The sequence below is a fragment of the Pseudoxanthomonas sp. GW835-FHT14C01 genome, from assembly GCF_058793715.1.
On the sequence record NZ_JBXAGB010000002.1, the window covers coordinates 1,137,437 to 1,159,416 of the forward strand.

Genomic DNA, 21,980 nt, shown 5'->3' on the forward strand with positions numbered 1-21,980 from the left:
CCCACTGGTCCGCCTCGCCGCCAATCTGAGCCGACGATCCGGCGCCGGGCAAAGAAAAAGCCGGAACCTCGCGGTTCCGGCTTCTCTTCAAATGGTGGAGGTGGGCGGAATTGAACCGCCGTCCGAAGGTACTCCATCCCCGGTACTACATGCTTATCCCACCGTTGGATCTCGTCCTGCGACAGCACGGTGGGCGAAGCGCACCGCAGGACCAGCCTGTTTCAGGTTGACCGGGTGCTGACAGGCAGCCACTCCCGGCGATTCCGTGATAATGACCTTACGCTGCGAGCACGGACACAAGCAGTTTCAGGGCTTACGCCTTAAGCGGCGAGAGCGTAGTTGTCGTCGTTGGCAACTAGAGTTTTGCCGCTGGATTTACGAGGAAAGCTGCCCCCTCGGCATGCACCAGGCAACTTCGCAACCCCCGTCGAAGCCAGTGCACCCCCGGGAGTCAGAAACGTCCTGACAAAGGCCAGTGTAGGGGCGGGGTAGGCAGGTGACAAGGTTCGCGGTGCGCCGGGGTCAACCGTGCTTCACCTCGGGATGCTTGATGTGGGAGCGACGTAAGTCGCGAGCTCTCCGACGAGGGCCCTGCATTTCACCGCGCTTCCGCTTCCAAGGGGCTGCCGGAAACAGCGATCGCGACTTGCGTCGCTCCCACAGCCGGCACCTCGAGGCCTCACGCATCCTTGTTGTGCCGCCGCATCACGCGCGACTTCTCGCGCGCCCAGTCGCGGTCCTTCTCGCTCGCACGCTTGTCGTGGGTCTGCTTGCCCTTGGCCAGGGCGATCTCGGCCTTCACCTTGTTGCCCTTCCAGTAGAGCGAGGTCGGTACGAGCGTGTAGCCGTCGCGCTCGACCTTGCCGATCAGGCTGTCGATCTCGTTCCGGTGCAGCAGCAGCTTGCGGGTGCGACGGTCGTCGGCCACCACATGACTGGAGGCCTGGATCAGCGGCGTGATCTGCGCGCCGAACAGGAAGATTTCGCCATGGCGGACGATCGCGTAGGCCTCGGTGATGTTGGCGCGGCCGGCGCGGATCGCCTTCAGTTCCCATCCCTGCAAGGCAAGGCCCGCCTCGTAGCGCTCCTCGAAGTGGTATTCGTGCCGGGCGCGCTTGTTCAGCGCGATCGTGCCCGTTGCTTTATTCTTGTCCGGTTTCTTTGCCATCCGTCCTATTGTCGCCGAAGGCGGAACCCTACGCGAGCCACATGCACACGATCCGCCGCAGCGCCCTGGTCGAACACTCGGCCACCCGGATGTTCGACCTGGTCAACGACGTGGCGGCCTACCCACGCCGGTTCGACTGGTGCAGCGCGGCCGAACTGATCGAGCAGGGCGAAGCGAGACTGGTCGCCCGGCTGGATCTGGGCCTCGGCTCGCTGCGCACCTGGTTCACCACCGAGAACACGCTGGACCGCCCGCACCGCATCGACATGGACCTGGTCGATGGTCCGTTCCGCAAGCTGCACGGGCGCTGGGATTTCCACGCGCTGGACGAGTCCGCCTGCAAAGTGACGCTGACGCTGGAGTTCGAGCCGTCGAGCCGCCTGCTGGCGCCGGCGATGGCGCTGGGCTTCCAGGGGCTGGCGGATCGCATGGTCGACGACTTCGTGCGCGCCGCCGACCGCGGAGAATGAGGTGAAGGTGGAAGTGATCCGCGCCTGGCCGCACCGGTTCGAGTCCGTGCGGCTGGATCTGCCCGAGGGCGCCACCGTGGCCGACGCGCTGGCGGCCAGTGGCTTCGCGGGTGAAGAGCGTGCAGCCGTCGCGATCCATGGCGTCAATGCCACGGGGGGTACGGTACTGAGCGAAGGCGACCGCGTAGAGGTGTTGCGGCCGCTGCTGATCGATCCCAAGGAAGCGCGCCGGCGTCGGGCGCGCGGTTGAACGCCCGCGATCAGCGGCGGCGACCGCCGCCCTTCTTCTTGTCCTTGGCGAGGTTCGGACCGAACTTGCGCACGTCGCGCGCCAGCTGCGAGTCGGCCTCGGGGAAGTATTCGCCTTCCCAGCTGGCCAGCACGCCGCCATTGAAGATCAGGGTAAGGTTCTTGATCTCGGTGGTGCCGCGGCGGTTGGTACGGTTGCTGGCGGTGTAGTCCCAGCGGTCGGCGTGGAACGGATCGGCGATCGACGGGCTGCCGAGCAACGACTGCACCTGCTGCTTGCTCTGTCCCGCCTGCAACTGGTCCACGGCCGTCTTCTCGATCAGGTTGCCCTGGTAGATCGGCTGCTTGTACAGGATGCCGCAGCCGGCGGTGGCGGAAGCGAGGGCGGCAACCAGCAGGAATTTGCGCATTGGGACAGGTACGGTGGGAAACCGGGCCGATGATACACTCCCGCAGACCGCCGCAACCGCGCTTCAGGCAGCTGGCGCTAAACCGAGAGTGAACGGAGACGCCATGGAATCGCAGGACCTTCGCAAAGTCGGCCTCAAGGTCACCCACCCGCGCATGCGCATCCTGGAATTGCTGGAACAGAAGAACCACCAGCACCATTTCAGCGCGGAAGACATTTACCGGCAGTTGCTGGACCATGGCGACGAGATTGGTCTGGCCACGGTGTACCGCGTGCTGACACAGTTCGAGGCGGCGGGCCTGGTGCTGAAGCACAACTTCGAAGGCGGCCAGGCCGTCTACGAACTCGATCGCGGTGGCCACCACGATCACATGGTCGATGTGGACACCGGCAAGATCATCGAGTTCGAAAGCGCCGAGATCGAGAAGCTTCAACGCGAGATCGCCGCCAAACACGGGTATGAGCTGGAAGAGCACTCGCTGGTGCTCTACGTGCGCAAAAAGCGCTGACAGCCGGAGATCCGTGGTCATAAGTGTGGGAGCGACGTAAGTCGCGAGACAGGGTCGGCGATGTCCCTTCGCGACTTACGTCGCTCCCACAGGCAGGGTGCTTCTGGCTTCAGACCGCGTTGGCCAGCAGCCGCTTGGCCGCCGCATGCGCTTCCTTGCTGACTTCCACGCCGCCCAGCATGCGGGCGAGCTCTTCCTCGCGTTGCTTCGCCCCGAGCTTTTCGACTGCACTCTGCGTCATGCCGTCCACCGGGGCCTTGCTGACCCGGTAATGGGCATGGCCCTGTGCCGCGACCTGCGGCAGATGGGTGACGCAGAGGACCTGCCGCTGCGCGCCCAGCGCGCGCAGTTTCTGGCCGACGATCTCGGCCACGGCGCCGCCGATGCCGGTGTCCACCTCGTCGAAGATCATGGTCGGCACGGCATCCAGGCCGAGCGCGGCGACTTCGATGGCCAGCGAGATGCGAGCCAGTTCGCCGCCCGAGGCGACCTTGCGCAGGGCGCGCGGAGGTTGGCCGGCGTTGGCGGAGACCAGGAATTCGACGCGTTCGGCACCTGCAGGATCGGGACGTTCGCCGTCCTGCGCCTCCAGTGCGATGTCGAACCGGCCGCCGCCCATGCCCAACTCGGCGATCAGCGCCGTAGTGGTGTCGCCCAGCGTCTTCGCGGCGCGCTGGCGCGTGCGCGTCAGCGCGGCAGCGGCATTGCGCCACTGTTCCCTGGCGCGGTTGATCTCGCCATTGAGCAGGAGCAGCCGTTCGCCGGCGCCGCGCAACGCGTCCAGTTCGGCCGCGAGGCGGTCATGCTGCTCCTGCAGGCCCTCCAGCGGCACCCGGTGCTTGCGCGCGAGGTCGTGCACGCGGGCGAGCTTTCGTTCCAGCGCATCGAACTGCAGCGGCTCGCCATCGAGATCGTCGCGGACCTGGCCCAGCAGGGAGAGCGCTTCCTCGATCTGGATCGAAGCGCCGTCCAGCAGCGCGTCCACGTCGCGCAGGCGCGGCTCGTGCTCGGCCTGGCGAGTGAGGTCGACGCGGACCTGCTGCAGCTGCCGCGTCAGCGAAGGGGTGTCGTCGCCGGCCAGTTCGCCCAGCGCGGCATCGCAGGCCTGGATCAGGCTGGCGGCATGGGCCTGCCGGCGGTGGCTGGCCACCAGCGCTTCGAGCGCGGCCGGCGCCAGATCTTCGCGCTGCAGTTCCGCCAATTGGTGTTCCAGGTAATTGATCCTGTCGGAGACATCGCCCTGGCCTGACAGCTGGTCGCGTTCGCGCAGCAGTGCCGTCCAGCGGCGGGCGGCCTCGCGTACCGCGCTGCGCTCGCGGTCGTTGCGGGCGAACGCGTCGAGCAGGTCCAGTTGGCTGTTGCGGGCGAGCAGGGCCTGGTGCTCGTGCTGACCGTGGATTTCGACCAGACGGCCGGCCAGGTCGGTCAGCTGCGACAGCGTGACACTGCGTCCATTGATCCAGGCGCGCGAGCCACCGTCGGCGCGGATCACCCGGCGCAGCTGGCATTGGCCGTCGTCGTCCAGTTCGTTGTCCGCCAGCCAGGCCTGCGCCGGCGATCCGGGGGCGGCGGCGAATTCGGCGGACAGTTCGGCGCGCTCGGCGCCGTGACGGACGACGCCACTGTCCGCGCGCAGGCCGGACAGGAAGCCGAGCGCGTCCACCAGCAGCGACTTGCCGGCACCGGTTTCACCGGAAATGACGGTCATGCCGTCGCCGAATTCCAGTTCGGCAGCGCGGACGACCGCGAAATCCTTCAGGGCGAGATGTCTGAGCATGCGGCGGATTGTAAGCGGAGCCGGCTCACCGACTGAGACACCGGCAGGGCCGGCTTGCAAAGGTCCGGACACGACGTTATCTAGCAGGCATGAACTCGCCATCCCCCCCGCTGGATCCGCGCGCCCGCCAACTGCTGCGCACGCTGATCTCGCGGTACATCCGTGACGGCGAACCGGTGGGGTCTCAGACCCTGGCCCGGCACGCCGGGCTGGAAGTCAGTCCGGCGACCATCCGCAACATCCTGTCCGAACTGGAAGAGGTCGGGCTGTTGAGCTCGCCGCATACCTCCGCCGGCCGCATCCCGACCGCGCAGGGCTACCGGGTGTTCGTCGACAGCCTGGTGCAGGTGAAGTCGCTGGGCGACGGCGAAGTCGCCAGGCTGCGCGCCGAGCTGTCGGCCGGCGCCGGCACCCAGGCTTTGCTGGGGAACGCCTCCGAGCTGCTGTCGGCGATGACCCATTTCGTCGGCGTGGTCAGCGTGCCCCGGCGCGAGCAGTTCGCCTTCCGCTACATCGACTTCGTGCCGCTGGACGGCCAGCGGGTGATGGCCATCCTGGTGTTCGCCGACAACGACGTGCAGAACCGGGTCATCGAGACGCGGCGCCCCTACGAGCGCTCCGAACTGGAGCGCATCGCCAACTACCTGAACACCCAGTTCGCCGGCCGTCCGCTGTCCGAGATCCGGACCAACCTGCTGCGCGACCTGCGCCGGGCGCAGACGGAGATGGAAGGGCTGCTGGCCGAATCCATCGAGCTGGCCGAACAGGCGCTGACGCCGCCGGGCGACGATGTGGTGCTGGCCGGACAGACCCGGCTGATGGGCGTGCAGGAGCTGTCGGACCTCGAACGGTTGCGCGATCTGTTCGAAGCCTTCGCCCGCAAACGCGAGATCCTGCAACTGCTGGAGCGGACGATCCGCGCGCCCGGCGTGCGCATCTTCATCGGCGAAGACACCGGGCTGGCGCCGCACGATGGCGTGTCGGTGGTGACCGCGCCTTACATGGCGGGCGGGCAGGTGCTGGGGGTGCTGGGCGTGATCGGCCCCACGCGGATGGCCTATGACCGCGTCATTCCGGTGGTGCAGGCGGCGGCCGATGTGCTGGGCGCGGCCTTGAATCCCGAATCCACGGCCCCATAGGTTCCCGGGTTGGGCGGCTGGACCTGCCGCCAGGGAACCGAAATGAACGAACAGCACGAACACGACCTTCCCCCGGGCCCGTCGCCCGAGGCTTCCGACACCGATGCCGCCCTGCTGGCCGAACTGGAAACGCTGCGCAACGAGCTGGACCAGCTGCGCGCGACCACGCTGCTGGAGCGCGCGGACCTGGAGAACCAGCGCAAGCGCGTCGCCCGCGACATCGAGCAGGCCCGCAGGTTCGCCAACGAGCGCCTGCTGGGCGACCTGCTGCCGGTGTTCGACAGCCTGGATGCCGGCCTGGCCGCCGCGGGCACGGAGCCCAGCCCCCTCAAGGACGGCCTGGAGCTGACGTTCAAGCAGTTGCTCAAGGTGGCCGGCGACAACGGGCTGAGCCTCCTCGATCCGGCCGGCGAAGCGTTCAACCCCGAGCACCACCAGGCCATCAGCCAGGCCGACGCGCCCGGCGCCGAACCCGGCAGCGTGGTGCAGGTATTCCAGAAGGGCTACGTGCTCAACGGACGCCTGTTGCGGCCCGCCCTGGTCGTGGTCGCGAAGCACGACTGAACGCCTCGGCGAAGGCGCTTGAACGGCGCCATCGCACCCCTATATCGGGACCATCGCCCGGCTGACCGCCGGGTCCAACATCAGCATTTGCTAGGGAGCGAGATCCATCATGGGCAAGATCATCGGCATCGACCTGGGCACGACGAACTCGTGCGTGGCGATCATGGACGGCGGCAAGGCCCGCGTCATCGAAAACTCGGAAGGCGACCGCACCACGCCCTCCATTGTGGCTTACACGAAGGACGGTGAAGTGCTGGTTGGCGCCTCGGCCAAGCGCCAGGCCGTGACCAATCCGAAGAACACCTTCTACGCGGTGAAGCGCCTGATCGGCCGCAAGTTCACCGATGCGGAAGTGAAGAAGGACCTGGACCTGGTCCCGTACGACATCATCGCGCATGAGAACGGCGACGCCTGGGTGCAGACCAGCGACGGCAAGAAGCTGTCGGCGCAGGAGATCTCCGCGCGCATCCTGGAAAAGATGAAGAAGACGGCCGAAGCCTTCCTCGGCGAGACCGTCACCGAAGCCGTCATCACCGTGCCGGCCTACTTCAACGACAGCCAGCGCCAGGCGACCAAGGACGCGGGCAAGATCGCCGGCCTGGACGTCAAGCGCATCATCAACGAGCCCACTGCCGCCGCGCTGGCCTACGGCCTGGACAAGGGTGAAGGCGGTGCCGACCGCAAGATCGTCGTCTACGACCTGGGCGGCGGTACGTTCGACGTGTCGATCATCGAGATCGCCAACGTCGACGGCGAGAAGCAGTTCGAAGTGCTGGCGACCAACGGCGACACCTTCCTGGGCGGCGAAGACTTCGACAAGCGCGTCATCGATTATCTCGTCGAGGAGTTCCAGAAGGACCAGGGCATCGACCTGCGCAAGGATCCGCTGGCGCTGCAGCGCCTGAAGGATGCGGCGGAGCGCGCCAAGATCGAGTTGTCCAGCTCGCAGCAGACCGAAGTGAACCTGCCGTACGTGACGGCCGATGCGTCGGGCCCGAAGCACCTCAACATCAAGCTGACCCGCGCCAAGCTGGAAGCGCTGGTCGAAGACCTGGTGAAGAAGACCATCGAGCCGTGCCGCATCGCGCTGAACGATGCCGGCCTGCGCGCCAGCGACATCGGCGAGGTCATCCTGGTCGGTGGCCAGACCCGCATGCCGAAGGTGCAGCAGGCGGTGGCCGAGTTCTTCGGCAAGGAGCCGCGCAAGGACGTCAATCCGGATGAGGCCGTCGCCCTCGGCGCCGCGATCCAGGGCGGCGTGCTGGCCGGCGACGTCAAGGACGTGCTGCTGCTCGACGTGACCCCGCTGTCGCTGGGCATCGAGACGGCGGGTGGCGTGTTCACCAAGATCATCGAGAAGAACACCACGGTCCCGACCAAGGCCTCGCAGACGTTCTCGACCTACGAGGACAACCAGACGGCGGTCACCGTCCATGTGCTGCAGGGCGAACGCGACCAGGCGCGCTTCAACAAGTCGCTGGGCAAGTTCGACCTGTCGGGTATCGAAGCCGCGCCGCGCGGCATGCCGCAGATCGAGGTGAGCTTCGATATCGATGCCAACGGCATCATCCACGTGACGGCCAAGGACAAGAAGACCAACAAGGAGCAGCGCATCGAGATCAAGGGCAGCTCCGGCCTGTCCGAGGACGAGATCGCGCGCATGGTCGCCGACGCCGAAGCGCACCGCGAGGAAGACAAGAAGTTCCAGGAACTGGTGCAGGCCCGCAACCATGCCGACGGCCTGATCCATGCCACCCGCAGCGCCATCACCGAGCACGGCAGCAAGGTTTCGGGCGACGTGATCGGCAAGGTCGAGGCGGCGCTGGCCGACCTGGAGACCGCGATGAAGGGCGACGACAAGGCGCAGATCGAAGCCAAGGCCAAGGTGCTGGAAGAGGCGGGCCAGGCGCTGTACGCAGCGGCGGCCGCGACCGACCAGGCCGGTGCCGGCCAGCCCGGCGGCGCGTCGGCGCCTGCCGACGACGTGGTCGATGCCGAGTTCACCGAAGTAAAGGACGACAAGAAGTAATCCCGGCCCACGGGATGCGGCGAACGGGAGACGTGGCCTGCCACGGCCTCCCGTTTTGCCATCCGGCGACCCTGCGAGACCAGCCTGACGACACATGAGCAAGCGCGATTACTACGAAGTCCTGGGCGTGGCCCGGGACGCCAGCGATGAAGATCTGAAGAAGGCGTATCGCCGCTGCGCGATGAAGCATCACCCGGACCGCAATCCGGGCGACGCGGCGGCGGAGGCGGCCTTCAAGGAATGCAAGGAAGCCTACGAAGTCCTGTCGGACGGCGCCAAGCGCCGTACCTACGACGCGCACGGCCATGCTGCCTTCGAGCACGGAATGGGCGGAGGCGGTCCGGGCGGCCCGGACATGGGCGACATCTTCGGGGACATCTTCGGCAACATTTTCGGTGGCGGCGGTGCACGCGCGGCCCGCCGCGGCGCCGATGTCGGCTATGTGATGGAGCTGGACCTGGAAGAAGCGGTCGCCGGCATCGAGAAGCGCATCGAGATTCCGTCGCTGGTGGCCTGCGAGCCCTGCAAGGGCTCTGGTTCGGCGGACGGCAAGGTCGATACGTGCGGTACCTGCGGCGGTCGCGGCAACGTGCGCATGCAGCGTGGCATCTTCGCGATGCAGCAGGCCTGCCCGACCTGCGGCGGTCGCGGCCAGACCATCAAGAATCCGTGCGCCGAGTGCCATGGCGCGGGCCGCGTGGAAGAAGAGAAGGTCCTGTCGGTCAAGATTCCGGCCGGCGTGGACAACGGCGATCGCATCCGCCTGACCGGCGAAGGCGAAGCCGGCCCGCCGGGCACGCCGCCGGGCGACCTGTACGTGGAAGTTCGCGTGCGCGAGCACGATATCTTCCAGCGCGACGGCGACGACCTGCACTGCGAGGTGCCGATCCGCATCTCGCAGGCCGCACTGGGCGACACCGTGCGCGTACCGACGCTGAAAGGCGAAGCCGAGATCCGCATTCCGGCCGAAACGCAGACGGGCAAGCTGTTCCGCCTGCGCGGCAAGGGCGTGAAATCCGTGCGCAGCCGCAGCGAAGGCGACCTGTACTGCCGCGTGGTGGTGGAGACGCCGGTCAACCTCACGGCCGAGCAGCGCGAGTTGCTGGAGAAGTTCGAGGCGACCTTCAGCGGCGAGGAAGCGCGCAAGCATTCGCCGAAGTCGGCGACCTTCCTCGACGGGGTCAAGGGATTCTGGGACCGCATGACGTCCTGAGGCCGACCAGCCGAGCATGCTTCTAGAATAGGGCTCCTTCGTGGAGCCCTCTTCGTGTCCGGACCCCTGATCGGTATCGTCGGCAGCGCCGGCGCCTATGGCCGCTGGCTGCAGCGATTCTTCCGTGAGCGGATGGGCCTGGAGGTCATTGGCCACGATCCGGCCGACGCCTCGTCCGTCGACGCGTCGGAACTGGTGCGTCGCGCCGATGTGCTGGTGTTTTCCGCGCCGATCCGCCACACCGTGGCGCTGATCGAGCACTACGTCGCGCTGGCGGATGAACGCGACGCCGGCAGGCTGTGGCTGGACGTCACGTCGATCAAGTCGCTGCCGGTGGCGGCGATGCTGCGCTCACGCGCAGAGGTCGTCGGCCTGCATCCGATGACCGCGCCACCCAAGGCGCCGACCCTAAAGGGCCGGGTGATGGTGGTGTGCGAGGCGCGCCTGGACCGCTGGCGCGGCTGGCTGGAGGGCTTCCTCGCCGCGCTGGAAGCCGAGTGCGTGCACGCCTCGCCCGGCCAGCACGATCGGGTGATGGCGCTGGTGCAGGCCATGGTCCATGCGACGCATCTGGCGCAGGCGGGTGTGATGAGGGGGCAGGCGGGTCACGTGGGCGATCTCGCGGCGGTGATGCCGTTCCGGTCCGCGTCCTTCGAGATGGACGCCGCCATCATCGCGCGCATCCTGTCGTTGAATCCGGCAATCTACGAAGACATCCAGTTCGGCAATCCCCACGCGGGCGAGATCCTCCACGCGCTGGGCGAGCAGATCAGCCGGATGGCGACGCTGGTGGGAGAGGGTAGCGATACGGCGCGTGCGGCATTCCGCCAGGAATTCCTGCGCGATAACCGCGAGGCCATGGGAACGGCCGCACTGGCCGACGGCAACTACGGCTACGAACGGATCGGCTACCTGCTCGCCGATCTCGCGGCGGGGCGCTCGCTGAGCGTGCATCTGCCGGACGATCGTCCTGGCGCGCTGCGTGCCTTGCTGCATGTCTTCGAACGGCACGCAGTGAGCCTGTCGTCGATCCACTCCTCGCGCACGCCCGACGGCGAGGTCCACTTCCGGATCGGGTTCGATGACGCCGATCCTGCCGCCCTCCAGAAGGCGGTCCTCGACATCGTCGAACAGGGGCTTGGCCGTCCCCTCGACTGATGTTGGTAAGCGATTCTGGACAAGCGGCCAGCACGTAAACCCGTTTACTCGACAAGTGTGAGATGAGCGGCCTAGCATCCGGTCACCGGGGTGCACGCATGATCCGCATCCCTCATCGTCCGCAAGGAGTGACGGGAGATGACTCGCGACAACAGACTGGTTTCGCTTTCCTCGGCGCGGCAGCTACCTGCGGTGGCCGACGAGGATGCGGTGGCGCTATTGACGAAGATCGTGGCGGCGCAGAGCGAGATCGCGGCGGCGGGACCGGACCCGCAGGATGTCGTCGACGCGATCACCCATCGTGCGCAGGAATTGACCCGTTCGTCGGGCGCCGTGCTCGAAATCCGCGATGGCGACACGATGCGCTACTGGTCGGCCAGCGGTATCGCCCGCAACCAGGTCGGCCTGGCGTTGCCCGTGCAGGGCAGCCTGTCGGGGCGCTGCATCAGCGAAGGTCGGGTGATGCGCTGCGACGACAGCGAGACCGACCCGCGCGTCAACCGCGAAGCCTGCCGCAACGTCGGCCTGCGTTCGATGCTGGTGGCGCCCCTCAACTTCCGCAACCAGGCCGTCGGCGTGCTCAAAGTCGTCTCGACGTTTCCTTCCGCCTACCAGGACACCGACTGCCGCACGCTGGAGCAGCTCAGCACGCTGGTCGCCGCCAGCCTGTACAAGGCCATCGAGCATGCGCAGATGCGCGCGGCGCTGGAGACGCGCAAGGGCCATGGGGAGCGCGACCGCCAAAGCTCGAGCGACGTGCGTGCACGCATCGAGGAAGTGTTGCGCGGCGCCAGCGTGACCGCTGCGCTGCAGCCGGTCGTGCGGCTCGCCGATGGCGCCATCGTGGGTTACGAGGCGCTGGCCCGCTTCCCGGTGGAATACGACCTGTCGACCGCCCGCTGGTTCGAAGATGCGGCCCGGCATGGCATGAGCGTGCCGCTGGAACTGGCGGCCCTGGAAGCCGGACTCGCGCAGCTGCGCCATGTGCCGGAGAACGCTTACCTGGCGCTCAATGTCTCGCCCGAGACGGCGTGCAGCGGCGCGTTGCCGCCCCTGCTGGCGGGCCACGCGCCCCATCGGCTGGTCCTGGAAATCACCGAGCACAATGCCGTCGAGGACTACGGCCAGCTCAACGCGTGCCTTTCCGCGCTGCAGGCGCTGGGCGTGCGCATCGCGGTGGACGACACCGGCGCCGGCTTCGCCAGCCTGCGCCACGTGCTGCGGTTGGCGCCCGACATCATCAAGCTCGACTGCACGCTGGTGCGCGAGGTCGACCACCGTCCCCGCATGCAGGCGCTGATCGCGGCGCTGCTGACGTTCGCCCGTGGCACGCATGCCGAACTGGTTGCCGAAGGAGTCGAAACCGAAGCGCAGTTGCAGACGCTCAAAGCGCTCGGCGTGCCGTTCGCGCAGGGGTACTACCTGGGCAAACCGCAGGTCTCCTGAGCAGGGCGGGGTCCGACAGTCGCGCGGCTGCTGGCCGGCGGCTACCATGCGGCCATGAACGCTCTCCGTCTCCTCATCCATGGTGCGTCCGGCCGCATGGGCCAGGCGTTGCTCCGTCTCGCGGCCGAACAGCCCGAGCGTTACCGGGTCGTTGCGGCGGTGACGCGCCGTACACCGTCGCCGCGCGTGGTGGATGGCGTGCCGTGCTTCGCCGCCACTGAACTGGCGGGCGTGCCGGCGTTCGATGTCGCCATCGATTTCAGCCTGCCGGACGGCTTCGACCCGATCCTCGCGTTGTGTGTCGAGCGCGGCGTTCCTCTGGTGTCGGGGACCACCGGCATTTCGGAGGGCCAGACGACGGCACTGGCGCAGGCGGCCACCCGCATCCCGCTGGTGTGGGCGACGAACTTCAGCCTGGGCGTCGCCGTGCTCGCGGAACTGGTGGAGCGTGCGGCATCGGCGCTGCCGGGCTGGGACATCGATGTCGTCGAATCGCACCACGTGCACAAGAAGGATGCGCCGTCCGGCACCGCCCTGACCCTGGGGCAGGCGGCGGCCGGTGCGGGCGCGCAGGTGCACTACGCCAGCCTGCGTGCAGGCGACATCGTCGGCGAGCACACGGTGCAGTTCACCGGTCTCGGCGAGCGCGTCGAACTGGTCCACCGTGCGACGCATCGCGATGTGTTCGCCCGCGGCGCCCTGCATGTGGCGCGGAAACTCGTCGACCGGCCCGCCGGCGACTACCGGGTGCGCGACCTGCTGGACTGAAGGCACGAGGGCGCGCGATGTCGCGCCGAAACCTGAACACGCGCCGCCAGCGGTCTGCCAATGGTCTGGCGAGGAAAAAAACGGTGGCGCTGAACAGGCCGTTTCCGTACAATTCCCGCTCGCCTGTTACCCATCGCTACGGACCGGATCAATGCCGCGTTCGCGGTTTCTTGCAGCCGCAAGCCGGTGGGACAGGGTTCCTTCACCCCAAGGCGAACCCCGTGACTCGACCCGCAATTCTCGTACTCGAAGACGGCACCGTATTCGAGGGCGAATCCGTAGGCGCAGACGGCCTTTCGGTCGGCGAAGTGGTGTTCAACACCGCGATGACCGGCTACCAGGAAATCCTGACCGACCCGTCGTACGCCCGCCAACTGGTCACCCTGACCTATCCCCATATCGGCAACACCGGCTGCACCGGGCAGGACGACGAAGCCGCCCAGGTCTGGTGCGCCGGCCTGATCGTGCGCGACGTGCCGCGCCGCCCGAGCAGCTGGCGCAACCAGCAGGCCCTGCCGGAGTGGCTGTCCACGCGCGGCATCGTCGCCATCGCCGGCATCGATACCCGCAAGCTCACCCGCATCCTGCGCGAGCGCGGCGCCCAGAACGGCGCGCTGATGGCCGGCGACGGCCTCGATGTCGACAAGGCGCTGGAAGCGGCGCGCAAGTTCCCCGGCCTGAAGGGCATGGACCTGGCCAAGGTGGTCACCACCGGCACGTCTTATGCATGGCGCGATGGACAGCTCGACCTGGACCGCAATGCTTTCGTGCAGGCGCCTGCCAAGTTCAAGGTCGTGGCGTACGACTTCGGCGTGAAGCACAACATCCTGCGCATGCTGGCCGAGCGCGGCTGCGACGTCACCGTCGTGCCCGCGCAGACCAGCGCCGCCGACGCGCTGGCGCTGCAGCCGGATGGCGTGTTCCTCTCCAACGGCCCGGGCGATCCCGCGCCGTGCGACTACGCGATCGACGCCATCCGCGAGTTCATTGCGAAGAAGGTCCCGACCTTCGGCATCTGCCTGGGCCACCAGCTGCTGGCGCTCGCCGCCGGCGCGCAGACCATGAAGATGGGCCACGGCCACCACGGCGCGAACCATCCGGTGCAGGACATCGACACCGGCCGCGTCATGATCACCTCGCAGAACCATGGCTTCGCCGTGGACGAGGCCTCGCTGCCGGCCAACGTACGCGTGATCCACCGCTCGCTGTTCGATGGCACCAACCAGGGCATCGAGCTGACCGACGCGCCGGCGTTCTCGTTCCAGGGACATCCGGAGGCGTCACCGGGTCCGCACGATGTGGCGCCCCTGTTCGACCGGTTCGTCGCTTCGATGGAAGCCGCGCGCTGAGACAGCGCGCGACGACACCGCCCCACCCGAATACCGGCCTTCCGCTGCGCGTCGCGCGCGTCGGCCAAGCAGCAGACCGAGGACAGCATGCCCAAGCGTAACGACCTAAAAACCATCCTGATCATCGGCGCAGGCCCGATCGTCATCGGCCAGGCCTGCGAGTTCGACTACTCCGGCGCGCAGGCCTGCAAGGCGTTGCGCGAAGAGGGGTACCGGGTGGTGCTGGTCAACAGCAATCCCGCGACCATCATGACCGACCCGGACATGGCGGACGCGGTATACATCGAGCCGATCAACTGGCAGACGGTCGAGAAGATCATCGCCAAGGAAAAGCCCGATGCGCTGTTGCCGACGATGGGCGGGCAGACCGCACTGAACTGCGCGCTCGACCTGGCCGACCACGGCGTGCTGGAGAAGTACGGCGTCGAGCTGATCGGCGCCAAGCGCGAGGCCATCCGCATGGCCGAGGATCGCGAGCTGTTCCGCGTGGCGATGGGCGAAATCGGCCTGGAATGCCCGAAGGCCGCGGTCGCCCATACGCTGGAGGAAGCGCTGGAGATCCAGACCCGTGTCGGCTATCCCACCATCATCCGCCCCAGCTTCACCTTGGGCGGTAGCGGCGGTGGCATCGCCTACAACCGCGAGGAACTGGTCGACATCGTGACGCGCGGCCTGGAACTGTCGCCGACCACCGAAGTGCTGGTGGAAGAGTCGGTGCTGGGCTGGAAGGAGTTCGAGATGGAAGTGGTCCGCGACACCGCGGACAACTGCATCATCGTCTGCTCGATCGAGAACCTTGATCCGATGGGCGTGCACACCGGCGACAGCATCACCGTGGCACCGGCGCAGACCCTGACCGACAAGGAGTACCAGCGCCTGCGTGACGCCTCCATCGCGGTGCTGCGCAAGATCGGCGTGGATACCGGCGGTTCGAACGTGCAGTTCGGCATCAATGCGCAGACCGGCCGCGTCGTCGTCATCGAGATGAACCCGCGCGTGTCGCGCTCGTCCGCGCTGGCGTCGAAGGCCACCGGCTTCCCGATCGCCAAGGTCGCGGCCAAGCTGGCGGTCGGCTATACGCTGGACGAACTGAAGAACGAGATCACCGGCGGCCTGACGCCGGCCTCGTTCGAGCCGGCGATCGACTACGTGGTCACCAAGATCCCGCGTTTCGCGTTCGAGAAGTTCCCGCAGGCCGATGCGCGCCTGACTACACAGATGAAGTCGGTGGGCGAGGTGATGGCGATGGGCCGCACCTTCCAGGAATCGCTGCAGAAGGCGCTGCGCGGCCTCGAGACCGGCAAGGTCGGACTCGATCCGACCGGCCTGGACCTGGCCGATGAAGACGACCTGGCCACGCTGCGCCGCGAGCTGAAGGCGCCGGGTCCGGAGCGCCTGTTCTACGTCGCCGATGCGTTCCGCGCCGGCATGACGGTCGAGCAGGTGCATGCGCTGTCGTTCATCGATCCGTGGTTCCTCGACCAGATGGAAGAGATCATCGCCGCCGAGCAGCAACTCGCCGCCGACGGTATGGGCTCGCTCGACAAGGCGCGCATGCGCCGCCTGAAGCGCATGGGCTTCTCCGACGCGCGCCTGGCGCAGCTGGCGAACACCAACGAAACCGCGGTGCGCGTGCTGCGCAAGGCGCTCGGCGTGAAGCCGGTCTACAAGCGCGTGGACTCCTGCGCGGCCGAGTTCGCCACCAGCACCGCCTATCTGTACTCGACGTACGAGGACGAATGCGAGGCGCAGCCGACCGGCCGCGAGAAGATCATGATCCTCGGCGGCGGTCCCAACCGCATCGGCCAGGGCATCGAGTTCGACTACTGCTGCGTGCACGCCGCGCTGGCGTTGCGCGAGGACGGGTTCGAGACCATCATGGTCAACTGCAACCCGGAAACCGTCTCCACCGACTACGACACCTCCGACCGCCTGTACTTCGAGCCGCTGACGCTGGAAGACGTGCTGGAGATCGTCGAACTGGAGCAGCCGAAGGGCGTCATCGTGCAATACGGCGGCCAGACGCCGCTGAAGCTGGCACGTGCGCTGGAAGCCAATGGCGTGCCGGTGATCGGTACCAGCCCGGACTCCATCGACCTGGCCGAAGACCGCGAGCGCTTCCAGCAGCTGGTCGATTCGCTGGGTCTGAAGCAGCCGCCGAACCGCATCGCCCGCAACGACCAGGAAGCGCTGCTGCTGGCGCGCGAGATCGGCTATCCGCTGGTCGTGCGTCCGTCCTACGTGCTGGGCGGCCGGGCGATGGAGATCGTGTACGGCGAATCCGACCTGGCGCGCTACGTGCGCGATGCGGTCAAGGTCTCCAACGATTCGCCGGTGCTGCTGGACCGCTTCCTGGACAATGCGGTGGAAGTGGACGTCGACATCATCGCCGACGCCGAGGGGAACGTCCTGATCGGCGGCGTGATGGAACACATCGAGGAAGCGGGCGTGCATTCCGGCGACTCCTCGTGTTCGCTGCCGCCGTACTCGCTGTCGGCGAAGACGCAGGACGAGCTGCGCCGCCAGGTGGTCGAGCTGGCCAAGGCGCTGAAGGTCGTCGGTCTGATGAACACCCAGTTCGCCATCCAGGCGAGCGAGGACGGCAGCGACGACATCGTCTACCTGCTGGAAGTGAATCCGCGCGCGTCGCGTACCGTGCCGTTCGTGTCCAAGGCCACCGGCATGCCGCTGGCCAAGATCGCGGCCCGCTGCATGGCCGGCAAGACGCTGGCCGGGCAGGGCGCGACGAAGGAGATCGTGCCGGACTACTACTCGGTCAAGGAAGCGATCTTCCCGTTCGCGAAGTTCCAGGGCGTGGATCCGATCCTCGGCCCGGAGATGCGCTCCACCGGCGAGGTGATGGGGGTGGGCCGCAGCTTCGGCGCGGCGATGGCGCGTGCGCAGGAGGCCGGCGGCATCAAGGCGCCGCCGGTGGGCAAGGTATTCATCTCGGTGCGCGACCCGGACAAGAAGCGCGTGCTGCCGGTGGCCCAGGAACTGGTCGGCCGCGGCTACAGCATCGTGGCCACGGCGGGCACGGCCGCATGGCTGGGCGAGCACGGCATCGCCTGCGAACAGATCAACAAGGTGCTGGAAGGCCGTCCGCACGTCGTCGACCTGATCAAGAACGGCGAAATCGTGTATATCGTCAACACCACGGAAGGACGCCAGGCGATCGCCGACTCCTTCTCGATCCGGCGCGAGGCCCTGCAGCACCGCGTCACCTATTCAACCACCGTCGCCGGCGCCAAGGCGCTGGTGCATTCGCTGGAATACCGCGGCACGGGCCCGGTGCTGGCGTTGCAGGAACTGCACAAGGAGCTTCAAGGGTGAGAGCCCCATTGACCATGCAAGGCGCGCAGCGCCTGCGCCAGGAACTGGACCTGCTGAAGACGGTCAAGCGTCCGGAAGTGATCGCCGCCATCGCCGAAGCGCGTGCGCACGGCGACCTCAAGGAAAACGCCGAGTACCACGCCGCGCGCGAGCAGCAGGGCTTCATCGAAGGCCGCATCAAGCAGCTGGAAGGCGAGCTGTCGCATTCGGAGATCATCGACGTCAGCAAGCTAAATGCCGGTTCGCGCATCGTGTTCGGCGCCAAGGTGGTGCTGGCCGACGTGGATACCGACGAAGAGAAGCGCTATCAGGTCGTCGGCGACCTGGAGGCCGACATCAAGCTCGGACTGATCGCGATCTCCTCGCCGCTGGCCCGTGCCCTGATCGGCAAGCACGAGGGCGACAGCGTCACCATCGATGCGCCAGCCGGCCAGCGCGAGTACGAAATCGTCAGCGTCTCTTACGCCGACTGACGGCCCTGATGGCCCAGGCCACGCTGCTGCTGCCCGCACGCACCCGCCTCGTCGGGCAGGTGCTGCCGCCCGATATCGCGAAGGCGCTCGGGCGCGCCGATCGCAGCCAGGGCGACGCCGGCGAGCGAGCCCAGCTGCGGCGCCAGTTCCAGCTGGTACCCGACCATTGGTCGGTCGCCGCGCTGACGCGGCAACACGATGCGCGTGACGCCGCCGGCGCCACCTGGCTGCGCGCCGATCCGGCGCGCGTATCGCCCGACATGACTGGTGCCCGCATGCTGGCCTATGGCGAAGCGCTCGCGCTCACCGATGAGGACACGGCGCAGCTGCTGCCGGTCTTGAAGCCGCTGTTCGGCGATGCCGGCATGTTGATCGATGCGCCTAACCCGTCGCGCTGGTACCTGCGCCTTCCCGTGGAGGCGAAGTTGCCCGCATTCGCGCCTGCCAGCGAGGTGCTGGGCGACGATCTGTTCGCCCATCTTCCCGAAGGCGATGTGGGTCGGCGCTGGCGTGCCCTGCTCAGCGAGGCGCAGGTGCTGCTGCACAACCATCCGTGGAACGCGCAGCGCGCGATGCAGGGCAAGCCGCCGGTGAACTCGCTGTGGTTCTGGGGTGGTGGCGTGCTGCCGGACGCCGTACGCACCGGCTTCCGCCAGGTGAAGGGCAACGACGTGCTGTTGCAGTCGCTGGCCCAGGTCGCCGGCGTCGAGGCCGGGCATGCCAATGGCGAAGGCGGCGTGGATGCGCTGATCGACCTGCGCCACCTGCGCAACCTGGATCTGCTGGGCAGCGACGCGCTGCGTCCCTTGCTCGAAGCGTTGCGCAAGCGCGAGCTCGACGCGCTGAACCTCGATTTCGAAGACGGCGCGCTGTTCTCCCTTCGTCGTGAACAGCGCTGGCGCCTGTGGCGCGCGCCCCTGCAACGACTGGATACGGTGCGCCCGGACCACGTCCCGGCATGATGTCGTCACCGCGGATCCGCCGCCGCGCCATCGCCGCGAACGGGCAATGGCCGGACAACGTGCCGCCGCTGCTGCGCCGCATCTACGAGGCGCGCGGCGCGCTGTCGATCGACCAGGCACAGCCGCGGCTCGCGCACCTGTTGCCTCCCGATTCGCTGGGTGGGCTGGATGCCGCCACCGCACTGCTCGCCGATGCGATCGCGCAGGACCGGCATATCGTCATCGTCGGCGACTTCGACTGCGACGGCGCCACCGCCTGCGCGGTGGGCGTGCGTGGGCTGTGCCTGCTGGGCGCCCGCCGGGTCACGCCGGCGGTCCCCAACCGCATGGTCCACGGCTACGGCCTGTCGCCGTCGCTGGTGGACGAACTCGCTGCGCTGCAACCGGATCTGCTGGTGACGGTGGACCACGGCATCGCCTGCCATGCCGGCATCGCGGCGGCGAAGGCGCGCGGCTGGCAGGTCCTGGTCACCGACCACCACCTGCCCGGCGACCAGTTGCCCCCGGCGGATGTGATCGTCAATCCGAACCTGCGCGGCGATCCGTTCCCCAGCAAGATGCTGGCCGGCGTCGGCGTGATGTTCTACGTGCTGCTCGCACTGCGCCGCGTGCTGCGCGAACGCGGTGCGGTGGTGGCTCCAGAACCCGACCTGTCCACGCTGCTGGACCTGGTCGCCGTCGGCACTGTCGCCGACCTGGTGCCGTTGGACGCGAACAACCGCGCCCTCGTCGGCGCCGGCTTGCGCCGCTTGCGCGCGGGGCAGGGATGCGCCGGCCTGCAGGCGCTGATCCGCGTGGCGGGGCGCGACGGCGCGCGCCTGACGGCCGCCGACATCGGCTTCGCCGTCGCACCGCGTCTCAATGCCGCCGGACGTCTGGAGGACATGGCGCTCGGCATCGCCTGCCTGCTGACCGACGACGCCACCCAGGCCGAGGAGATGGCCCGCGTGCTGGACGGCATCAATGCCGAACGGCGCGGCGTGCAGCAGCAGATGGTCGATGAGGCGCACGTCGCGCTTGCCCGCATCGAGACCGGAGCGGGCGCTCCAGTGCCGCTCGCGCCCTGTCTGTTCGATCCCGAATGGCATCCCGGCGTGGTTGGCCTGGTCGCGTCCAAGATCAAGGAGCGACTGCACCGGCCGGTGATCGCGTTCGCGCCGGCCGAACCCGGCAGCTCGGTGCTGCGCGGGTCGGCGCGATCGATCCCGGGCTTCCACATCCGCGATGCGCTGGCGGCGATCGATACCCTGCATCCGGGTCTCATCCAGCGCTTCGGCGGCCACGCCATGGCCGCAGGCCTGTCGCTGGAGGAGTGCGCGCTGCCGCAGTTCCGTGCGGCCTTCCATCGGCACGCGGAGGCGATGCTCGACGAGGATCTGCTGCGCGAGGAAGTGCTGAGCGATGGCGAACTGGCTTCCGGTGAGCTCGACCGTGCGCACGCCGACGTGCTGCGTGGCGCCGGGCCGTGGGGTCAGGGCTTCCCCGAGCCGGTGTTCGACGGCGTGTTCGACGTGCTGGACTGGCGCGTGGTCGGCGAGAAGCACCTGAAGTTTTCGCTCCGTACCACGGGCCACGCCACGCCGCTGAGCGCCATCCAGTTCAACGGCTGGCACGACGCGCCGCCGCCTGTACGCATCCATGCCGCCTACCAACTGGATACCGACGACTGGCGCGACCGTCGCGGCATCCAGTTGCTGCTGCGCCATTGGCAGGCCGCGGACTGAGCGCGCGTCAGCGCGGTTCGCTCGCCAACGGCGGGTGACCGGATGCCGCGCCTTCCTTGCCCTTCAGTCCGAACAGGGGTCGCAGCCAGCGCACCCGTCGGACGGCCTCATACCCGGCGAAGCAGGCGGCCAGCGTAATCGCGACGAGCAGTGAGCCCTCGATCGGAGGCGGAATCGCCAGCGGCTTCAGGTGGTGCGCCACCACGACGATGACGGTCTGGTGGAGGATGTAGACCGGGAAGACCGCCGGCACCAGATAGCGCAGCGCGCGGCTGTCGCCGGGTCGCCAGTGGTACGCGAAGCCGAGCACGGCGAGGATCGCGCACCACTGGTTCAGGGCCCACGCCAGGCGCATCGCCATGCGCAGCGCGTCCGGCGGATCGCTATCGGCAAAGTGGGTGAAGTAGGCGATCAGTCCCGCCCAGCTGGCGAGCCAGATCAGCAGGGCCGGCCAACGCAGCCGGTCGATCGCCTGCCATACCCCCTCGGCGCGCGCGACGAGAAAGCCGAACAGGAACACGGCGAAGTACTGGGCGTGGTTGTACCAGTCGTCGACCAGCGCATGGGTCTGCTCGAAGCGGCCGACCAGCAGCACCCGGGCCAGACCCAGGAACAGGAACGGCCAGACCAGCACGCCCAGGCCGGACAGCAGTGTGGCGAGCCGGTTGCGGCTGGCGTCGAGTACGCGCGGCGCCAGTCGCCACAGCAGCCACAGGGCCACGGTGTAGACCCACAGGTAGGCGACGAACCAGAGGTGGTTCCAGGTCGGGACCGTGAGGCAGCCATCCGCGTCGCAGAAGCCGTCGTAGGCGGTCAGGTAGCGCGCATAGAACGCCAGATACCCCTCGTGATAGCCGCCCGGCAGTTGTTCCACCACTTCGTAGTAGGCCTGCGGGGGCACGATCACCAGCATGCCGAAGATCAGGGGCACCAGCAGCCGCCACGAGCGGCCGCCGAGGAACCGCAGGGGTGTTCCCGTCGTCTCCGCGGTCCGCTGCGCCTTGCCGAGCAGGAAGGCGGTGGCCGCGCCGGACACCAGGAACAGCAACGACAACCGCCACGGCGAGCTGAGCATCATGAAAGGCTCCAGCGCATCGTTCGCGGCCGGACTCTTCACGTGCCAGTCCCAGGTCACGTAATACATGCCGACGTGGTACAGCACCAGCAGCCCGAAGGCGCAGACACGGACCCAGTCCAGATCATGACGGCGTTGCATGCTTGTCTCCTGCGTGGCGGAGGC

General features: G+C 67.7%; 19 protein-coding genes and 1 other RNA gene. 15 read left to right on the forward strand and 5 right to left on the reverse strand.

Annotation, left to right across the window (positions count from 1 at the left end; genetic code table 11):
* Positions 1–92: 92 nt before the first annotated feature.
* Both ssrA and smpB read right to left on the reverse strand, forming a co-directional pair.
* Positions 93–446: a transfer-messenger RNA gene (gene ssrA / locus AC1Q5B_RS12195) on the reverse strand.
* Between the two features lie 233 nt (positions 447–679).
* Complete coding sequence (gene smpB / locus AC1Q5B_RS12200; RefSeq protein WP_492631922.1) at positions 680–1,168, reverse strand: SsrA-binding protein SmpB; 489 nt, start codon at positions 1,166–1,168, stop codon at positions 680–682.
* A 41-nt stretch (positions 1,169–1,209) separates the two neighbouring features.
* Between smpB and AC1Q5B_RS12205 the strand changes: the two genes are divergently transcribed.
* Together AC1Q5B_RS12205 and AC1Q5B_RS12210 are read left to right on the forward strand one after the other, a co-directional pair.
* The gene (locus AC1Q5B_RS12205) at positions 1,210–1,638 is read left to right on the forward strand and encodes a type II toxin-antitoxin system RatA family toxin (protein ID WP_213604918.1); all 429 of its coding nucleotides are present in this window, start codon (positions 1,210–1,212) and stop codon (positions 1,636–1,638) included.
* 1 nt (position 1,639) lies between these two features.
* Positions 1,640–1,888: an RnfH family protein gene (locus tag AC1Q5B_RS12210; RefSeq protein WP_492631923.1), complete on the forward strand. Its 249-nt coding sequence runs from the start codon at positions 1,640–1,642 to the stop codon at positions 1,886–1,888.
* A 10-nt stretch (positions 1,889–1,898) separates the two neighbouring features.
* Here the strand turns inward: AC1Q5B_RS12210 and AC1Q5B_RS12215 are convergent, their stop codons facing one another.
* The gene (locus tag AC1Q5B_RS12215) at positions 1,899–2,297 is read right to left on the reverse strand and encodes an outer membrane protein assembly factor BamE (protein WP_492631924.1); all 399 of its coding nucleotides are present in this window, start codon (positions 2,295–2,297) and stop codon (positions 1,899–1,901) included.
* A gap of 103 nt (positions 2,298–2,400) precedes the next feature.
* On the opposite strand from AC1Q5B_RS12215, the gene fur reads away from it, so the two are divergent.
* A complete protein-coding gene (fur, locus tag AC1Q5B_RS12220) occupies positions 2,401–2,805 on the forward strand; it encodes a ferric iron uptake transcriptional regulator (protein ID WP_492631925.1) in 405 nt (134 codons plus the stop codon).
* A gap of 109 nt (positions 2,806–2,914) precedes the next feature.
* Here fur and recN read toward each other — a convergent pair whose 3' ends face one another.
* Complete coding sequence (gene recN / locus AC1Q5B_RS12225; protein ID WP_492631926.1) at positions 2,915–4,582, reverse strand: DNA repair protein RecN; 1,668 nt, start codon at positions 4,580–4,582, stop codon at positions 2,915–2,917.
* An 89-nt stretch (positions 4,583–4,671) separates the two neighbouring features.
* Between recN and hrcA the strand changes: the two genes are divergently transcribed.
* From hrcA to recJ, 12 genes are all read left to right on the forward strand, one after another.
* A complete protein-coding gene (gene hrcA / locus AC1Q5B_RS12230; RefSeq protein WP_492631927.1) occupies positions 4,672–5,721 on the forward strand; it encodes a heat-inducible transcriptional repressor HrcA in 1,050 nt (349 codons plus the stop codon).
* A gap of 42 nt (positions 5,722–5,763) precedes the next feature.
* The gene (gene grpE, locus AC1Q5B_RS12235) at positions 5,764–6,285 is read left to right on the forward strand and encodes a nucleotide exchange factor GrpE (protein WP_492631928.1); all 522 of its coding nucleotides are present in this window, start codon (positions 5,764–5,766) and stop codon (positions 6,283–6,285) included.
* 109 nt (positions 6,286–6,394) lie between these two features.
* Positions 6,395–8,314, forward strand: a complete 1,920-nt coding sequence (gene dnaK / locus AC1Q5B_RS12240) for a molecular chaperone DnaK (RefSeq protein WP_492631929.1) — start codon at positions 6,395–6,397, stop codon at positions 8,312–8,314.
* Positions 8,315–8,408: 94 nt separating this feature from the next.
* The gene (dnaJ, locus tag AC1Q5B_RS12245; protein ID WP_492631930.1) at positions 8,409–9,527 is read left to right on the forward strand and encodes a molecular chaperone DnaJ; all 1,119 of its coding nucleotides are present in this window, start codon (positions 8,409–8,411) and stop codon (positions 9,525–9,527) included.
* A 54-nt stretch (positions 9,528–9,581) separates the two neighbouring features.
* On the forward strand, positions 9,582–10,685 hold the full coding sequence (locus AC1Q5B_RS12250) for a prephenate dehydrogenase (RefSeq protein ID WP_492631931.1): 1,104 nt from the start codon (positions 9,582–9,584) through the stop codon (positions 10,683–10,685).
* A gap of 138 nt (positions 10,686–10,823) precedes the next feature.
* Positions 10,824–12,131, forward strand: a complete 1,308-nt coding sequence (locus tag AC1Q5B_RS12255) for a sensor domain-containing phosphodiesterase (protein ID WP_492631932.1) — start codon at positions 10,824–10,826, stop codon at positions 12,129–12,131.
* A gap of 54 nt (positions 12,132–12,185) precedes the next feature.
* Complete coding sequence (dapB, locus tag AC1Q5B_RS12260) at positions 12,186–12,899, forward strand: 4-hydroxy-tetrahydrodipicolinate reductase (RefSeq protein WP_492631933.1); 714 nt, start codon at positions 12,186–12,188, stop codon at positions 12,897–12,899.
* Between the two features lie 221 nt (positions 12,900–13,120).
* A complete protein-coding gene (gene carA / locus AC1Q5B_RS12265; RefSeq protein WP_492631934.1) occupies positions 13,121–14,248 on the forward strand; it encodes a glutamine-hydrolyzing carbamoyl-phosphate synthase small subunit in 1,128 nt (375 codons plus the stop codon).
* Between the two features lie 87 nt (positions 14,249–14,335).
* The gene (gene carB, locus AC1Q5B_RS12270; protein ID WP_492631935.1) at positions 14,336–17,581 is read left to right on the forward strand and encodes a carbamoyl-phosphate synthase large subunit; all 3,246 of its coding nucleotides are present in this window, start codon (positions 14,336–14,338) and stop codon (positions 17,579–17,581) included.
* A gap of 8 nt (positions 17,582–17,589) precedes the next feature.
* The gene (greA, locus tag AC1Q5B_RS12275; RefSeq protein WP_492631936.1) at positions 17,590–18,054 is read left to right on the forward strand and encodes a transcription elongation factor GreA; all 465 of its coding nucleotides are present in this window, start codon (positions 17,590–17,592) and stop codon (positions 18,052–18,054) included.
* Positions 18,055–18,062: 8 nt separating this feature from the next.
* A complete protein-coding gene (locus tag AC1Q5B_RS12280) occupies positions 18,063–19,016 on the forward strand; it encodes a phosphoglycerate mutase (protein WP_492631937.1) in 954 nt (317 codons plus the stop codon).
* Positions 19,013–20,740 (forward strand): single-stranded-DNA-specific exonuclease RecJ, encoded by a 1,728-nt coding sequence (gene recJ, locus AC1Q5B_RS12285; protein ID WP_492631938.1) that lies wholly within the window; start codon positions 19,013–19,015, stop codon positions 20,738–20,740. The genes AC1Q5B_RS12280 and recJ overlap by 4 nt, the downstream gene beginning before the upstream one ends.
* 7 nt (positions 20,741–20,747) lie before the next feature.
* Here recJ and AC1Q5B_RS12290 read toward each other — a convergent pair whose 3' ends face one another.
* On the reverse strand, positions 20,748–21,956 hold the full coding sequence (locus AC1Q5B_RS12290; protein ID WP_492631939.1) for an acyltransferase family protein: 1,209 nt from the start codon (positions 21,954–21,956) through the stop codon (positions 20,748–20,750).
* Between the last annotated feature and the right edge of the window lie 24 nt (positions 21,957–21,980).

Coding starts and splice junctions, on each gene's coding strand:
- recJ (WP_492631938.1), top strand. CDS start 19,013: ATGATGTCGTCACCGCGGATCCGCCGCCGCGCCATCGCCGCGAACGGG.
- dnaJ (WP_492631930.1), top strand. CDS start 8,409: ATGAGCAAGCGCGATTACTACGAAGTCCTGGGCGTGGCCCGGGACGCC.
- recN (WP_492631926.1), bottom strand. CDS start 4,582: ATGCTCAGACATCTCGCCCTGAAGGATTTCGCGGTCGTCCGCGCTGCC.
- dnaK (WP_492631929.1), top strand. CDS start 6,395: ATGGGCAAGATCATCGGCATCGACCTGGGCACGACGAACTCGTGCGTG.
- fur (WP_492631925.1), top strand. CDS start 2,401: ATGGAATCGCAGGACCTTCGCAAAGTCGGCCTCAAGGTCACCCACCCG.
- AC1Q5B_RS12290 (WP_492631939.1), bottom strand. CDS start 21,956: ATGCAACGCCGTCATGATCTGGACTGGGTCCGTGTCTGCGCCTTCGGG.
- AC1Q5B_RS12255 (WP_492631932.1), top strand. CDS start 10,824: ATGACTCGCGACAACAGACTGGTTTCGCTTTCCTCGGCGCGGCAGCTA.
- hrcA (WP_492631927.1), top strand. CDS start 4,672: ATGAACTCGCCATCCCCCCCGCTGGATCCGCGCGCCCGCCAACTGCTG.
- smpB (WP_492631922.1), bottom strand. CDS start 1,168: ATGGCAAAGAAACCGGACAAGAATAAAGCAACGGGCACGATCGCGCTG.
- AC1Q5B_RS12280 (WP_492631937.1), top strand. CDS start 18,063: ATGGCCCAGGCCACGCTGCTGCTGCCCGCACGCACCCGCCTCGTCGGG.
- carB (WP_492631935.1), top strand. CDS start 14,336: ATGCCCAAGCGTAACGACCTAAAAACCATCCTGATCATCGGCGCAGGC.
- AC1Q5B_RS12215 (WP_492631924.1), bottom strand. CDS start 2,297: ATGCGCAAATTCCTGCTGGTTGCCGCCCTCGCTTCCGCCACCGCCGGC.
- dapB (WP_492631933.1), top strand. CDS start 12,186: ATGAACGCTCTCCGTCTCCTCATCCATGGTGCGTCCGGCCGCATGGGC.
- AC1Q5B_RS12205 (WP_213604918.1), top strand. CDS start 1,210: ATGCACACGATCCGCCGCAGCGCCCTGGTCGAACACTCGGCCACCCGG.
- grpE (WP_492631928.1), top strand. CDS start 5,764: ATGAACGAACAGCACGAACACGACCTTCCCCCGGGCCCGTCGCCCGAG.